The 14,382-nt window shown below is 61.8% G+C and carries 12 protein-coding genes and 1 tRNA gene; 4 read left to right on the top strand and 9 right to left on the bottom strand.

Translation table 11 applies throughout. The annotated features are described in order from the left end of the window. The first annotated feature begins 39 nt into the window (after positions 1 to 39). A tRNA-Met gene (locus tag ACLIKD_RS15540) sits at positions 40 to 116 on the top strand. A 78-nt stretch (positions 117 to 194) separates the two neighbouring features. Here ACLIKD_RS15540 and ACLIKD_RS15535 read toward each other — a convergent pair. The 4 genes from ACLIKD_RS15535 to ACLIKD_RS15520 all read right to left on the bottom strand — a co-directional run bounded on the left by ACLIKD_RS15535 (position 195) and on the right by ACLIKD_RS15520 (position 5,107). Further along, positions 195 to 2,279 (bottom strand): diguanylate cyclase, encoded by a 2,085-nt coding sequence (locus tag ACLIKD_RS15535; RefSeq protein WP_428825773.1) that lies wholly within the window; start codon positions 2,277 to 2,279, stop codon positions 195 to 197. 116 nt (positions 2,280 to 2,395) lie between these two features. Further along, positions 2,396 to 3,808 (bottom strand): sensor histidine kinase, encoded by a 1,413-nt coding sequence (locus ACLIKD_RS15530; protein ID WP_428825772.1) that lies wholly within the window; start codon positions 3,806 to 3,808, stop codon positions 2,396 to 2,398. Then, on the bottom strand, positions 3,792 to 4,463 hold the full coding sequence (locus ACLIKD_RS15525) for a response regulator (RefSeq protein WP_428825771.1): 672 nt from the start codon (positions 4,461 to 4,463) through the stop codon (positions 3,792 to 3,794). Before ACLIKD_RS15525 ends, ACLIKD_RS15530 begins: the two co-directional genes overlap by 17 nt. A 56-nt stretch (positions 4,464 to 4,519) precedes the next feature. After that, positions 4,520 to 5,107, bottom strand: coding sequence for a NapC/NirT family cytochrome c (locus tag ACLIKD_RS15520; protein WP_428825770.1), 588 nt, complete (start codon positions 5,105 to 5,107; stop codon positions 4,520 to 4,522). Positions 5,108 to 5,260: 153 nt separating this feature from the next. Between ACLIKD_RS15520 and ACLIKD_RS15515 the strand changes: the two genes are divergently transcribed. Both ACLIKD_RS15515 and ACLIKD_RS15510 read left to right on the top strand, forming a co-directional pair. Beyond that, positions 5,261 to 6,667, top strand: a complete 1,407-nt coding sequence (locus ACLIKD_RS15515; RefSeq protein ID WP_428825769.1) for a cytochrome C — start codon at positions 5,261 to 5,263, stop codon at positions 6,665 to 6,667. 16 nt (positions 6,668 to 6,683) lie between these two features. Then, complete coding sequence (locus ACLIKD_RS15510; RefSeq protein WP_428825768.1) at positions 6,684 to 7,064, top strand: c-type cytochrome; 381 nt, start codon at positions 6,684 to 6,686, stop codon at positions 7,062 to 7,064. A 197-nt stretch (positions 7,065 to 7,261) separates the two neighbouring features. On the opposite strand, the gene ACLIKD_RS15505 is transcribed toward ACLIKD_RS15510, so the two are convergent. Together ACLIKD_RS15505 and plsY are read right to left on the bottom strand one after the other, a co-directional pair. Continuing rightward, entirely contained in the window at positions 7,262 to 8,704 is a 1,443-nt protein-coding gene (locus ACLIKD_RS15505; protein WP_428825767.1) for a catalase, read from the bottom strand. A gap of 258 nt (positions 8,705 to 8,962) precedes the next feature. Beyond that, positions 8,963 to 9,559, bottom strand: coding sequence for a glycerol-3-phosphate 1-O-acyltransferase PlsY (gene plsY / locus ACLIKD_RS15500; protein WP_428825766.1), 597 nt, complete (start codon positions 9,557 to 9,559; stop codon positions 8,963 to 8,965). A gap of 66 nt (positions 9,560 to 9,625) precedes the next feature. Here plsY and ACLIKD_RS15495 point away from each other — a divergent pair, with 66 nt between their 5' ends. Next, on the top strand, positions 9,626 to 9,976 hold the full coding sequence (locus tag ACLIKD_RS15495) for a dihydroneopterin aldolase (RefSeq protein ID WP_226417142.1): 351 nt from the start codon (positions 9,626 to 9,628) through the stop codon (positions 9,974 to 9,976). 44 nt (positions 9,977 to 10,020) lie between these two features. Here the strand turns inward: ACLIKD_RS15495 and ACLIKD_RS15490 are convergent, their stop codons facing one another. The 3 genes from ACLIKD_RS15490 to ACLIKD_RS15480 all read right to left on the bottom strand — a co-directional run bounded on the left by ACLIKD_RS15490 (position 10,021) and on the right by ACLIKD_RS15480 (position 14,287). Continuing rightward, positions 10,021 to 10,896: a ZIP family metal transporter gene (locus tag ACLIKD_RS15490; RefSeq protein WP_428825765.1), complete on the bottom strand. Its 876-nt coding sequence runs from the start codon at positions 10,894 to 10,896 to the stop codon at positions 10,021 to 10,023. A 101-nt stretch (positions 10,897 to 10,997) separates the two neighbouring features. Further along, positions 10,998 to 11,489 carry a Cys-tRNA(Pro) deacylase gene (gene ybaK / locus ACLIKD_RS15485; RefSeq protein WP_226471602.1) on the bottom strand — a complete coding sequence of 164 codons (492 nt, stop codon included), beginning with the start codon at positions 11,487 to 11,489 and terminating at the stop codon, positions 10,998 to 11,000. Beyond that, positions 11,486 to 14,287, bottom strand: a complete 2,802-nt coding sequence (locus tag ACLIKD_RS15480; protein ID WP_428825764.1) for a bifunctional diguanylate cyclase/phosphodiesterase — start codon at positions 14,285 to 14,287, stop codon at positions 11,486 to 11,488. The genes ybaK and ACLIKD_RS15480 overlap by 4 nt, the downstream gene beginning before the upstream one ends. Positions 14,288 to 14,382 lie beyond the last annotated feature (95 nt).

Raw genomic sequence — 14,382 nt, 5'->3', positions numbered from 1 at the left:
GTAAAGCCAGGCAAACTATAATCCGCGCCCTCAAGGCGTGGTGATGTAGCTCAGTTGGTTAGAGCGGTGGATTCATAACCCACAGGTCGGCAGTTCAATTCTGCCCATCACCACCAAAGAATCAAGGAAAAAGCCCAGCCCTCACCGGTTGGGCTTTTTCCTTTCTGGTCCATTTCTGGTCCTGTGCGGGGCGTTTAGCAAAAACAAACCTTGTTGCGGCCTGTTCGTTTTGCTTCATAGAGGGCCTCGTCCGCCCGCCGCACCGCGGCATCTTCGTTCTCGTCCGCCAATTGCGCAGCCGCGATGCCAACGCTGAGGGTCACTTGCCCGACATTCGGAAACGGTTCCTGAGCGACGGTCTGCCGAATCTTCTCGGCAACGGCCATGGCGGAGTCAATGTCCGTGTCGGTTAGCACCGCTAGAAACTCTTCTCCGCCGTAGCGCGCAACAAGATCGGTCTCCCGAATCGATTGTGCCAACAGCCCGGCGAGTTGCTGTAGCACTTGGTCTCCGATTCCGTGGCCGTGCGTGTCATTGATGCTCTTGAAATAGTCGATGTCGATGAACAGGACCGCGTATGCACTTCCGGTGCGCTTGAGCCGCAAGAATTCCATGTGCAGGTGTTCGTCGCTCACGGTGCGATTTGCCAAGCCGGTTAACGCATCGGTACGGGCGAGGCGATCCAGTGCCTCGTTGGCGGAGGTAAGCTCCATGGTGCGCCGTGCGACGTCCTCTTCCAGTTGTTGCACGTAGGTTTCCCGCGTCCTCTGAAGCGCCAGCTCTGCTTGCTTGCGCTGGGTGATGTCCAGCATGGTCCCCGTGACTCCGACGATTGTCCCGTCCGCGCCATGAATGGGGCCGCACCTGAGATCGAGCCATATCTGGTAGCCGCCGTCATGGTTCGCTGGGACTTCTGCGCTACAGCCGACACCGGTCCGGATGACGTCTTGTATCGCCGTGTGCATCGTTTCCCATGACTCGACGGGCAGCAGGCTGCCTCTAAGTTGCTGAAATGGGGGAAGCTCGCGTCCGAATATGGTGTGTACCGATTCCGATACCGACATTGCACCGGCCTCGATGCTCCATCGCCACGCGCCGAATCTCGCCAAGCGATGGGCCTCCCTCAACTCGGCGTCACGCACCGACAAGGACTTGTTGGCCTGCTCCAGATCTGCCGTGCGCTCGGCCAGTAGTTCCGATGCGCGCCCGATAGCCTCGGCTACCTCGGCGGCTTCCACAATATTGGGCAACGGCGCCACCACCCGCTTGCCAGCACCCAACGCCGTGGCCGGCGCAGTCAGCGCCCGGACTGCGCCGGCGATTCTTCTGGCAGCTAGCCATGCCAAGGCAAGCCCAAGTAGTAGAAGAAGCACAAAGCCTAACCCCAGGGCTAGCAGCGATTTTCTCAGGCTCGCTTCGAGTTCCGCTCGCGGTATGCCTATCCCGACGCTCCAGCCGGTTATCGGTGAACGACTCCACGCGGATAGCGTTGGTATCCCTTCGCGCGAGACCGTTTCCATCGCCCCTTCAGGCACGTCCGTTATCTTCTGGATGAACTCGGCAGTGCCCTTCTGGCCGATGAACTTCTCCGGTGATGGAAGCCGTCCAGCGAGGGTGCCGTTCCTGTCAATGACGGCGGCAACCCAGCCCGGTGGCAGGTTTTGGGCCAAAAGGATGCTGTTGAAACGGTCTGGCAGCATGCCGAGGCTGACGTCGTAGGCCACCTTTCCGTCTTGGATGATTGGTACGTCAATGCTCATGACCGGCTTGCGCAGCGCGCCGCCGAGATAGATGTCGGAAATGACGGGTTTGCCGGTAGCAAAAACGCGCTCAAGCAATGCCATGTCGCCGTGGCGTGGTAAAGGCTCGCCGAATTTTCGCAGCGTATTGACCAGTTGTTGGCCGGTTGCGTCACTCAATACGACGATGTCGCCGGCCTTTGACAGCGCCAGCACGCTACCGGCTCGTTCATGGAACGCTGCCCAGTCCTGGCGGGTTAGCGCACCGGCGGTCGATAGCGCCTGCGCGGCGGCCATTCCCTTCAGCAGCTGGCTGTCGACTGCTTGCGACAAGGCCCGCGCCGTTGCGATGGTCGTCTTCTCAAGTTGGGCACGGCCCTCTGCGTAGTCGCGCATGAATAGAACGCATGCTGCAATCATGCCGGGAAGGAGGCAGGAAAGAACCAGCCAGGCAAGCACCGCATAAATTCTATGGCGATGTCTGCCAGCGTGTTGAACCGTTGGCTTGCCGCCACTGCCCTGTTCGGCGCTGAACCCCACGCAATTCTCCCTTGCACATCTTGAGACCAGACCCTTCAGACTGCCCGTGGCATGGCCTTCTGTCAATCATGCGATCGGTGCTAACCCTTGATGCCGGTCGAATGAACAGCCGGCGATCAGACCTGTCTGTTTTGCGCAGGGGAGGGCGATTCCAGTCCGTGCAGAAACCGGATTCGGGCCAGCAGACCACCGGTTTTGCTGCTAGTCAGTTCGACCGTCGCGCCGTGCAGCTGGGCAATTTCGCTGACGATCGGCAGGCCGAGACCGCAGCCGTTGCCGGGTGAGCCGGGAATGCGGTAGAAGCGCTCGAACACCTGCTTGAGGTGCTCTTCGGAGATTCCCGGGCCGCTGTCCTCGACTTCGACAAAAGCCTGGCCGTCGGCTTCGCCGCAGCGCACGGTGATGATGCCGCCATGGGGCGTGTAGCGGATGGCGTTGTCGATCAGGTTGCCGAGTGCCTCCTGCAACATCCAGGAAAGCCCGCGAACGGTGGCCGGCGCTATTTCAAAGCCGAGGTCGATATCCTTGACCAGGGCCGCATCAAGGAAGGTCGAGGCGGATTTTTCGACCAGCTGGTCGAGCGCCACCGCTTCAAACGAAGCGGCTATGGCATTCGATGTTTCCGCCCGGGCATAGGCCAGCAACTGGGCCAGCAGGTGGCCGATCCGCGCCGTCGCTTCTTCGATGTGCCCGAGTCGCTCGCTATTGTTGTTGAAGGCGCCCTCGCCGGCCGCCAGGTCGAGTTGCATCTGCAAGCCGGCCAGCGGTGTGCGGAGCTGGTGGGCCGCATCGGCGATAAAACGTTGCTGGATTTCGACCGATTCACGGAGCAGGGCAAACAGTTCGTTCAACCGCCGCAGCATCGGGTGGATTTCCGATGGGGTCCCGGCCAGTTCGATTTCGCGCAGGTCATTGACCGAGCGGGCGGCTATTTCGAGTTCGACGGCACGCAGCGGGAGCAGACCCTGCCTGACGCCGAAGAACACGGCAAGCAAGGTGGCGAAAATCACCGCCAGGTTGGGCAGGACCATCGCCGTCAGAATGCGCTGGCTCGACAGAATCCGCTTCTCGGTGGTTTCCATGACGACGATGTAGATATCGCCGGCCGGCAGTTTCAGACGGTGGACGGCGATCCGCACCGCCTTGCCGAGGTGGACGCCATCGGAGAACGCGACCTCATCGTCGGTCGGCATCGCGAATCCGGGTAAATTGCTGTCGCCGGCGAGGACTTCTCCATCGGCATTGCGGATCGAGAAATACAGCATGTCGGGTGCGTTGCTGCGCAGCATCGCTTCGGTCTCCTCGGTCAGGTCGAGGAAGGCCGGGTTGCGCTGTTTGCGGATGTGCGATTCCAGATCGAAGATGCTGTCGGCCAGGCCCTGGTCGTGCGCTGCATTGGCGGTCTGCTTGGCCAGGCGATAGTCGAACATCGAACTGGCGATCAGGATCAGGATCAGCGGGATCAGCAGCGCGACGAGCAGGCGCTGGCGTAGCCCCCAGTGACCGGTCCGGTTAGTTGGCAGGTGCATCGACTCGGTATCCTATGCCGCGCACCGTCCGGATGACGATGTTGCCGGCGAACAGTTTGTTGCGTAGCCGGGAGACGTGCACTTCGATGGCGTTGGCGGTGATGTCCTTGTCCCAGCCGGCCAGGCTTTGCACCAGCTTTTCCTTGCTGACGACGGCTGGTGAGGCCATCAACAACATTTCGAGAATGGCCCATTCGCGGTTGGTCAGATCGAGCGGCTCGTCGTTCAGCGTGGCGGTATGCGAGCTGGTGTCGAGGGTCACCCCGTCGTGGCGCAGGCAGGCGTCGGTGACGGCATTCGAGCGGCGGATCAGGGCGCGCATCCGCGCCGCCACTTCCGGCAGCCGGTAGGGTTTGGTCATGTAATCGTCGGCCCCGGCATCGAGGCCGCGGATCGTATCCTCCATGCTTTCGCGAGCGGTCAGGATCAGCACCGGCAAATGATCGCCGCGACCGCGCAGCTGGCGGACGAAGTGCAGGCCATCGGCCTTGGGCAAGCCGATGTCGACCAGCGCCATGTCGAACTTCTCGGCGGTAACGAAGCTTTCGGCCATCTCGGCGCTGGTCGCCACATCGACCGTGTAGCCGAGTTGCAGGAGGCCCTGTTTCAGGCCGCTGGCAACCAGGGCATCGTCTTCAACAATCAGGATACGCATAGGGTTCAATAGTGCCACGGAGGGGGTGTTTACGCGGTGCCGAGAAAATTGCCCAGTTATTTCTCCAGCACTTCGCTTGGCTCGTGGCCGCCCTCGGGTTCCTTGTGGGCGATGCCGTAGTGGCAGTCGATGCAGGTGCGCTCGCCGGTGACCAGCTTCTGGTGCTGTTTCTGCGCCGTCTTGCCCTGCAACTCGGGCGACATTGCCTTGGTATCGTGGCAGTTGCGGCATTCCTGCGAATCGCTTTGCTTCATCCGGAGCCAGACCCGCTTGGCCAGTTCCAGGCGATGCGTCTCGAATTTTTCCTTGGTATCGATGGTGCCCATCAGGTGCTGGAAAACGTCGTTGGACGCCTTGACCTTGCGCACCATGGTGTCGACGAACTGATGCGGGACGTGGCAGTCGGAGCAGGTTGCCTTGACGCCCGTTCGGTTCATAGCGTGGATGGTGTGCTTGTATTCCTCGAAATTGTTGTCCTTCATCTCGTGGCAGGACGTACAGAACTCGATGGTGTTGGTCTGGTCGAGCGATAGTTTGCCGCCGACCACTAGCAGTCCGCCGATCAATAGCAGCACGATGGTCTCGATTTCGAGGATTTTTGCCCAGGGTTTTTGGGCGCGGAAGCGTTGCCAGAGTGAACTCATTGCGGTTTTCCAAGTTTTTCCAGCCTGCATGGTGTCAGCCCGCAGCTTGCGAATGCCTGACGACGTGCCGATCGGCGAACGCTGCTTCGTCAGGGATTCGCAAGCTTCCTCCGTCGAGAATCGGCCCATCTCCATCCGATGACGAGGAACAACATGAGAATTCTTGCAGCAATTCAACGAGGGGGCGGCCGGCGCCGCGTTTGGCAAAAGGTCGTTGCCATGGCCGGCGTGGCTGCCATGGCCGGCCTGCTCGCCTCGCCGGCCCAGGCCGTTCCGAGCTATGCCCGGCAGACGGGGGCCGAGTGCGCTGCCTGCCACGTCGGCAGCTTCGGGCCGCAACTGACGCCGTACGGCATCAAGTTCAAGATCGGCGGCTATACCGACACGGATGGCAAGGAAGGCAAGATTCCGTTGTCGGCGATGCTGGTCGCCAATATCACCCGCACTGCCAAGAACGTCAGCGAAGGTGACAAGGTCGAGCATTACGACACCAACAACAATGCCGCGGTCCAGGAAGGCTCGCTGTTCCTGGCCGGTCGCCTGGCTGACAACGTTGGCGCCTTCGTTCAGTCCACCTATTCCGGCGTTGAGCGCAAGTGGTCGCTCGACCAGGTCGATGTCCGCTATGCCCGCACCCTGCAACTCGGCGGCAAGGAAACGACGCTCGGCCTTTCGCTGAATTCCAATCCGACGCTGACCGACCCCTTCAACACCCTCGGTCAATGGCGCTTTCCCTATACCTCGTCCGATTTCGGTGGTGGCTTCGGGCCGTCGCCCCTGGTCGAGAGCCTTGGCGGCAGCGTCGCCGGCGCCAACGCCTACGCCTTCTTCGACAACAGCATTTACGCCGAACTGGGCCTCTACAACACGCTTTCAAAAACCGGGCTGAACATGATCAATGCCGGCGATGCCGGCCGGTTCAAAGGTCTCGGTACCTACGGGCGGGTTGCCTATTTCAAGGACATGAAGAAAGACAACTTCTCGATCGGCCTGTTCGGCTTCAATGCCAGCCTGCAACCCGACCGGGGCGATCTCGGCACGGCGGACCGCTATCGCGATCTGGGCATCGATGCGGCCTATCAGTATCTGGGCAACCGGCAACATGTTTTCTCGGTCAATGCCAGTTATGTGAAGGAATGGCAGACCCTGAACTACACCAATGGCGTGCTCGGCGAGTCCGATAGCGGCAAGGGAAGCATCAACCAGTTCCGGGTGGCGACCTCCTATCACTACAACCAGACCTGGGGCGCGACGGCCGGCCTGTTCGATACGCGCGGCAACAGCGATGCAACGCGCAACGGGACTTCGGCGGCGCCGCGGGATGGCGTCAGTTCGCTGTCCGGAACGCCGAATACTTCCGGCTACGTGCTGCAGGCCGATGTAACGCCGTGGGGCAAGGAAGGTTCGTGGCTGTCGCCGTGGGCCAATGTCCGCCTGGGAATTCAATACACCGGCTACAGCCGCTATATGGGCGGCTCGAGCTACCTCGACGCGGATCACAACGAGCGTCGGGCCAGCGATAACAATACGACCATGCTGTTCCTCTGGACTTCCATTTAAGGCAGGAAATCGACTGATGAAAATGCAAAAAATCTGCCTCGCCCTCGGCGTTTCGGCTGTCCTTTCCGCATCGTCGGCCTGGGCCGTGGGTGATGCCAAAAAAGGCGTCGATGTCTTTGCCGAGGAATGCGGCGATTGCCACAGCGTGGTACCGGGCAAGAACAAGAAAGGTCCCAGCCTGGCCGGTCTGAATGGTCGGAAGGCCGGCTCGATTGCCGACTTTTCCGGTTACTCCGAGGCGATGAAGCAGAGTGGCATCACCTGGGCGCCGGAGAAAATCGATGCCTATATCGCCCAGCCGAAGAAAATCGTCGCCGGCGGCAAAATGAAATACGACGGATTGGCCGAGTCGGCTTCTCGCGCCGACGTCATCGCCTACCTGATGTCCCTCAAGTGAGCTTTGGGCCGGGCGGGCTGGATTTTCCCGGCGCCGGCCCGACTTGATGTCTTGAGTAAATCGATCAGCGAGCCATTGTTCAACTTGGCGAAATAGAACATGTCGCCGGTCGTTCAATGCAAAAGCCCAATCCTGAACGGTTGGGCTTTTGTTTTTTCGGCGCGGAAAAAAGCCCGGGTTGCCCCGGGCTGCGTAGCCTAGACGGTCAGGCCGAGGGCCTTGGCGATGCCGGCCCCGTAGGCCGGGTCGCACTTGGTGCAGTTGCCGATGTGGCGGCGCTTGACCTCTTCCGGTGCATCGCCCATGGCGCGGGCGGTGTTGTCGAACAGGATCTGCTGTTGGGCCGGCGTCATCAACCGGAACAGGGCGCGTGGCTGGGCGTAGTAGTCGTCATCGTCCTCACGGAAGTTCCAGTGATCGGCGGCGCCGTTGATCGCCAGCGGCGGCTCGCGGTAATCCGGCTGCTCCTGCCATTCGCTGTAGCCGTTCGGCTCGTAGCCCAGCGTGCTGCCGAAGTTGCCGTCGGTGCGCATGGCACCGTCGCGGTGGTAGCTGTGTACCGGGCACTTTGGCGCATTGACCGGGATATGGCCGTGATTGACCCCGAGGCGATAGCGCTGCGCGTCGCCGTAGGAGAACAGTCGGCCCTGCAGCATTTTGTCCGGCGAGAAGCTGATGCCGGGCGGGACGTTGGCCGGATTGAAGGCAGCCTGTTCGACTTCGGCGAAATAGTTGGCCGGATTGCGGTTCAGTTCCATGACGCCCACCTCGATCGGCGGGTAATCCTTGTGCGGCCAGATCTTGGTCAGGTCGAACGGATGGTAGGGCACCTTTTCGGCATCGGCTTCCGGCATGATCTGGACGTACATCGTCCATTTCGGGAAGTCGCCGCCTTCGATGGCGTCGTACAGATCGCGCTGATGGGTTTCGCGATCCTTGCCGACCAGTGCTTCGGCTTCGGCATCGCTCAGGTTCTTGATGCCCTGCTGGGTCTTCAGGTGGAACTTGACCCAGTAGCGTTCGTTGTTGGCGTTGATGAAGCTGAAGGTGTGCGAACCGAAGCCGTGCATGTGGCGATAGCTGGCCGGAATGCCGCGGTCGGACATGACGATGGTGACCTGGTGCAGCGCTTCCGGCAACAGGGTCCAGAAATCCCAGTTGTTCTGCGCGCTGCGCAGGTTGGTGCGCGGGTCGCGCTTGACGGCGTGGTTGAGGTCGGGGAACTTGAGCGGGTCGCGCAGGAAGAAGACCGGCGTATTGTTGCCGACCAGATCCCAGTTGCCTTCCTCGGTATAGAACTTGATCGCGAAGCCGCGGATGTCACGTTCGGCATCGGCCGCGCCGCGCTCGCCGGCGACGGTCGAGAAACGGACGAAGAGCTCGGTTTTCTTGCCGACCTGGCTGAAGATCTTGGCCCGGGTGTATTGCGTAATGTCGTGGGTGACAGTGAACGTGCCGAAGGCGCCGGAACCCTTGGCGTGCATGCGCCGTTCGGGGATCACCTCGCGGTCGAAATGGGCAAGTTTTTCCAGGAACCAGACGTCCTGCAACAGTTGCGGGCCGCGCGGGCCGGCGGTCATGATGTTCTGGTTGTCGACAACCGGGCAGCCGGCGGCGGTGGTGAGTTTCTTGGTGGTCATGTGCGTTCCTCCAGTTTAGTGGGTGAGAGCGGAATCAGTGGTTGTCGGGGATGCCGGCCAGAATGTCGACATAGCAATCCCAGGCCTGTTCTTCCTGAAAGAAACGCTGAATGAATCGAGCGATCATGGCGGACTCCTGTCACTGAATGCAGATCAGAATTGATCTGATGTATGCAGTGTAGGAGTTGCCAATCGATTGGGCTAATCGATTGTGAGTATGTGCTCGGTAGTAAAAAACTATTGCGCGGCGGCTGCCGATCAAGCTTTCTTCTTGCTGCCGATCTTGGCTTCCTGGCCGGCCATCAGCCGCTGGATGTTCGGCCAGTGTTTGCCGATCAATGCCATGGCGAGGATGCCGACGAAGATCACCTGGCCGCCGGCTCCGTGCATCAGCACCGAGTAGACCGGGGCGAGGCCGGCGGCGAGGACCGCGGCCAGCGACGAATAGCGGGTGGCGAAAGCGACGAAGAGCCAGGTGCCGAGGACGGCCAGGCCGAGTAGCGGGTCGAGGGCGAGCAGTACGCCGGCGGCGGTGGCTACGCCTTTGCCGCCCTTGAACTTGAGGAAGACGGGGTAGAGGTGGCCGAAGAACACGGCCAGCGCGACGAGGCCGATGACGGTGCTCGAAAAGCCCATCTGCTGGGCGATGAAAACCGCCACCCAACCTTTCAGCGCATCGCCGATCAGCGTGAATAGCGCAGCCTTTTTGTTGCCGCTGCGCAGCACGTTGGTTGCCCCCGGATTGCCCGAGCCGTAGGTGCGTGGATCGGCCAGTCCAAAGATCCTCGACGAGAGCATCGCAAAGGGAATGGAACCGAGCAGGTAGGCGGCAACAATGGCGAGGGTGGTTTGCATTAGTGGCAATCGAGGCTGGAGTACAATCGCGCCAAATTTTACACTGCCAAGGCATTCCGACCCCGTATGGACATCATTTTCATCGAAGATCTGCGCGCTGACACGTGGATAGGCATTTATCCGCGTGAAAAGGCGATGCCGCAGACAGTCGAGATTTCCCTGCAAATCGGCGTGTCGACGGCCTCGGCCGGGGCCAGCGACGATATTCGCGATACCGTCGATTACGCCGTGGTCGTCGAGCGCCTGCGCGCCGACCTGTCGGCCAGCCATTTCAACCTGCTGGAAAAGCTCGCCGAACATGTGGCGACCTGGCTGCTGGAAAACTTCGCCGTGCACTGGGTGCGGGTTTCGATCGCCAAGCTCGGCATGATGCCGGGCGTCAAGCGCGTCGGCGTGATCATCGAGCGCTCGATCTAGTTTTCGCTGCGCCGATCTCCGTGCGGGAATCGGCGCAGCATGCTTCAGAAGGCTGCGGCGAGAACCGTCATCACCGCAAAGCCGGCGGCCAGGCCGGCCGTTCCGGCGGCTTCGCGGCCCGGGCGATGCGAGGCCGGAATCAGTTCATGGCTGACCACCCAGAGCATCGCGCCGGCTGCCGCCGCCAGAGCAAGCGGCAAGGTGGCGCCGGCCATCGTGCTGGCGACCACGCCGAACAGGCCGCCGACCGGCTCGACGAGGCCAGTGCCGAGGGCGATCAAGGCCGCCCGGATCGGTGCCGCGCCGAGGGCAAGCATCGCGCTGGCGACGATCCAGCCTTCCGGGATGTTCTGCAAGGCAATGCCCAGCGTCATCCCGTGGTCGGCCCCGGAAGCCGCCGCGACACCGACCGCCAGGCCTTCCGGGACGTTGTGCAGGGCAATGGCGGCGACGACGAGCGTGACATGCGGCTGCATCCCCGACGCTTCGAGTTCTTCGACGTGGGCGTGCGGCAGGCGGCGATCGATGCGCTGCATCATCGCCACGCCGGCCAGGAAGGCGGCGGCCGTGATGCCGCCGAGGAGCCATGGGGCCGGGCTCGCCGCAACCGTCTGGACGGCCGGGACGAGCAGCGAGAACAGGCTGGCAGCGAGCATCATCCCGCCCGCCAGGCCGAGCATCGGCGCCATCAGACGGGCCGACGGGCGACGGAGAAAGAGGACGGGCAGGGCGCCGAGGCCGGTCGCCAGGCCGGCGAGCAGGCTCGCTTCAAGACCCTTGGCCGCCATCGGATGGGCGGCCAGCCAGTGGATCGATTGTTCTAGGCCGAAGGCGAGGGCGACAGCGGCCATCGCCATGCCGGTCCACAAGTGACGGCGGGCCGTGGGCTGGGTGTAGTGCTGGACGACGAGTTGGGTCATGGTGGCGCTCCTGTTCCGATGAACGCTACTTTACGCATCGCCGATTGATAGCTCCAATCGATTAATTAAATCCACTCGATTGGTGTTGGCTATTTTGTGCCTTAGCCCTTCAGTGCCGCCTCGACGGCTTTCGGGTTGAGGCTGCGCATGATGTCGTGCGGGTGCACGCCGACCAGATAGCCGCGCCGGCCGCCGTTGATGTAGATCAGCGGCAGGTCGAGGATGCTTTTCTCGATGTAGATCGGCATCGCTTTCTTGGTCCCGAACGGGCTGGTGCCGCCAACCAGGAAGCCGGTGTGGCGGTTGGCGACTTCCGGCTTGCACGGCTCGACTTTCTTGCAGCCGATCTGGCGCGCCAGTTCCTTGGTCGATACCTTGCAGTCGCCATGCATCAGCACGACCAGCGGCTTGGCATTTTCATCCTCGAAAATCAGCGTCTTGACCACGGCGTGCTCGTCGACATTCAGCTCGCGGGCCGACACCTTGGTGCCGCCATGCTCCTCGTAGGCGTAGAGGTGGCTGGAATAGGCGACCCGGTGCGCCTTGAGGAACTTAGTGGCCGGGGTTTCGGGGGCGTGTTCGATTTTGCTCATCGGCGTTCGAGTAGTGCTTCAAAACTTGTGGCGTCCATCGGTCGTCCCAGCAGATAACCCTGGATGGTGGTGCAGCCCCAATGCTGCAGCAGCTCCAGCTGCCCGGCGGTTTCCACGCCTTCGGCGACGACTTGCAGGCTCAGTTGGCGGGCCAGGCTGATGATAGCCTGGACGATGCAATTACCTTCGCTTCCCCGCTCGAGATCCTCGACGAAGGAGCGGTCGATCTTCAGGCAGTCGATGGGGAAACGCTTGAGATAAGCCAAACTGGAGAAGCCGGTGCCGAAATCGTCGATGACGATACGCAGACCCTGAAGCTTGAGGGCATTCAGCGCCTCTAAGGTCTTGTCTACCGATTGCATGATGGTGCTTTCGGTCAGTTCGATATCCAGCCAGCAGGGATCCAGATCGGCGCGGGCCAGCGCGGCCCGGACTTTTTCAGGAAAGTCGGGCTGTTCGAACTGGCGGGCCGAGACGTTGACGGCAATCGGAACCGGCTGCCAGCCAGCGTCTATCCAGGCCCGGTTGCGGCGCGCCGCTTCGGCCAGCACCCAGTCGCCGAGCGGCAGAATCAGGCCGCTGTCCTCGGCCACCGGGATGAAGCAGTCGGGAGGCAAGACGCCTTCGGCACCGCGCATGCGGACCAGGGCTTCGGCGCCGGTCAGGCGCCCGGTGATCGCATCGAACTGTGGCTGGTAATCGAGAAAGAACAGGGATTCTTTGAGCGCGTGGCGGATGCGGCTTTCCATGTTCAAGCGTGAGGAAACCCGTTCGTTCATGCTGCGGGTGAAGTAGCAGTAGGCATTGCGCCCCGATTCCTTGGCGCTGTACATCGCGGTGTCGGCATTCTGGATCAGCGAGTCGCTGTCCGCTCCGTCGTCCGGGTAAAGGGCGATGCCGATGCTCGGCGTGATGGTCAGCGTATGCCCCTGGATGGCGATCGGCATGCTGACCTGCTCGAGGATGCGTTCGGCGACCTCGGCTCCGATTTCGGGCGTCGATATGTGATCGAGCAGAATGACGAATTCGTCGCCGCCCATCCGGGCGATCACGTCGCCTTCGCGCAGGCAGCCCTGAAGCCGCTTGCTGACGCTCTGCAGGAGAGCGTCGCCGACGAAGTGACCAAGCGAGTCGTTGATGTTCTTGAAGCGGTCGAGGTCGACGAACATCACCCCCAGTCGTTGCCCGGAACGTTTTGCAGCGGCAATTGCCCGGCGCAGTTCCTTGCGCAATTGCAGGCGGTTGGGCAGGCCGGTCAGCGTATCGAAATGGGCCAGACGCGTGATATGCGCCTCGGCCGCTTTCTGCGACGAAATATCGTAGGCGATACCCATATAGCCGACCTGCTTGCCATCCTCGTCAAGCATTACCGAAAGGGAGAGCTTGACCGGAATGGGCTGGCCCGAATGGGGCCAGAAGGTCAGTTCCTGGTCGAAGGACGAACCCGCCGGCAATTCCGCCAGCGGGGCGACGATCGCCCGGAAGTGGGCGCCGTCCTCGTCCGGCTGGCCTTCCTGCTGATGGAAGAAGGAAGGGCGCAAGCGATTGATCACGGCCTTGGCCGGGTAGCCGAGAATGCGCTCGGCGGCAGGGTTGAAGACCTGGATGATGCCTTCGTTGTTGGTGGCGACGATGGCGTATCCAGCATTGGCGAGAACCGATCGTTGCAGCGCGGAAACCTGGCGCAGGCGATTTTCGGAGCTCATGCGGCGGTCGACTTCCTGGAGCAGCTTGTCGTTGGCCGTCGCCAGATCGGCCGTCCTTTCGTTGACTTGGAGCCGAATGGCCTGGCTGCGGCCGGCCAGGATCTGGACGAGTATGCCGAGCAACAGGCTGAGCGCACTGCCCACGGCGAGCAAACTGAGCGCACCGCTTTTCGGCGCCAGGCTGAAGGCGTTTTTCACCGGCAGGGCGGTGACCCGCCATTGCCGCCCGCCCGGGATGTCGATCAGTTCCTCGCGGCGCAATTCGGGTAGGGAGGCGGGGAGACTTCCATGCATGGCGAACGTGGCCGGCCCGGTGCAATCCTGCAGCACGAGTTCGACGTCCTTCCCGCCGCGTTCGCTGGCCACGCGCTGCGACCAGAGCAGCATGTCGCTGACCCGGATGACCAGCGTGGCGAAGCCGAAAAAATTTTCCGCGTGGATCCGACCTGTCCGGTAGAGCGGCGAAAAGACGATGACACCGGTCTGGCCGGAGGTTTTTTTCAAGGCCAGGGTGAGCGGCGACGTGACGGCGATGGTGTTGCCGTCGGTGGCCGCCCGCATGGCCGTGCGTCGCGGCGACAGCGGAGAGGGGGTGGTTTCGGTGGCGACATCGAAGCCGCTGGCCGGTTTGTTGGCGGCCAACGGCTCGACATAGAGGAAGGGGAAGTACTCGCTGCGTTCTTCGGCCCGGGCAAACGAGCCGGGCTGCAGGGTATCGTTGATCGTGAAGTCGGGCAGTTCGGCTCTGGCCGCTTGTTCAAAGCGGTGGCGCTCGGCCAGCGTAACCCTGGGGTTATAGCCGACGGCCTGCAGGTAGGGGTGCTGGTCGAGCATCGCCTGGGTGTAGTGGCTGAACCCCTTGGCCGTGCCGCCCTGCACCAGTTCCAGATGGGCGGACAGCAAGCGCAGCAGTTCTATGGTCCCCTTGGCCTCGGCGCGCAGGGCATTGATCCGGATCGTCGCGGCCTGCTCGAAGTCGAGCCGGGTGTTGGCCCGTTCGGAATCCAGAAAGTTCCGGTAAAGGATGCCGGTGAGCACGATAGCCAGCAAAAAAGTAAGCAGTGCGAAGCGGCTGAGGCGTGGATTGTTCAAGTAGGGAACGCTCTTGCGGGCGGTTTGGCCGGGTTTTGCCGTTGTTTTTTCGGCGAAGGCATCAAGCTATCATTTTTTTGACCACATTTGCATTC

It is taken from the genome of Azonexus sp. IMCC34842 (genome assembly GCF_050368855.1).
GTDB classification, from domain to species: Bacteria; Pseudomonadota; Gammaproteobacteria; order Burkholderiales; family Rhodocyclaceae; genus Azonexus; species Azonexus denitrificans_A.
This window is presented reverse-complemented; position numbering and strand designations above follow the sequence as displayed.

Coding starts and splice junctions, on each gene's coding strand:
- ACLIKD_RS15490 (WP_428825765.1), bottom strand. CDS start 10,896: ATGACCCAACTCGTCGTCCAGCACTACACCCAGCCCACGGCCCGCCGT.
- ACLIKD_RS15520 (WP_428825770.1), bottom strand. CDS start 5,107: ATGAGTTCACTCTGGCAACGCTTCCGCGCCCAAAAACCCTGGGCAAAA.
- ACLIKD_RS15515 (WP_428825769.1), top strand. CDS start 5,261: ATGAGAATTCTTGCAGCAATTCAACGAGGGGGCGGCCGGCGCCGCGTT.
- ACLIKD_RS15495 (WP_226417142.1), top strand. CDS start 9,626: ATGGACATCATTTTCATCGAAGATCTGCGCGCTGACACGTGGATAGGC.
- ACLIKD_RS15525 (WP_428825771.1), bottom strand. CDS start 4,463: ATGCGTATCCTGATTGTTGAAGACGATGCCCTGGTTGCCAGCGGCCTG.
- ybaK (WP_226471602.1), bottom strand. CDS start 11,489: ATGAGCAAAATCGAACACGCCCCCGAAACCCCGGCCACTAAGTTCCTC.
- ACLIKD_RS15505 (WP_428825767.1), bottom strand. CDS start 8,704: ATGACCACCAAGAAACTCACCACCGCCGCCGGCTGCCCGGTTGTCGAC.
- ACLIKD_RS15530 (WP_428825772.1), bottom strand. CDS start 3,808: ATGCACCTGCCAACTAACCGGACCGGTCACTGGGGGCTACGCCAGCGC.
- plsY (WP_428825766.1), bottom strand. CDS start 9,559: ATGCAAACCACCCTCGCCATTGTTGCCGCCTACCTGCTCGGTTCCATT.
- ACLIKD_RS15510 (WP_428825768.1), top strand. CDS start 6,684: ATGAAAATGCAAAAAATCTGCCTCGCCCTCGGCGTTTCGGCTGTCCTT.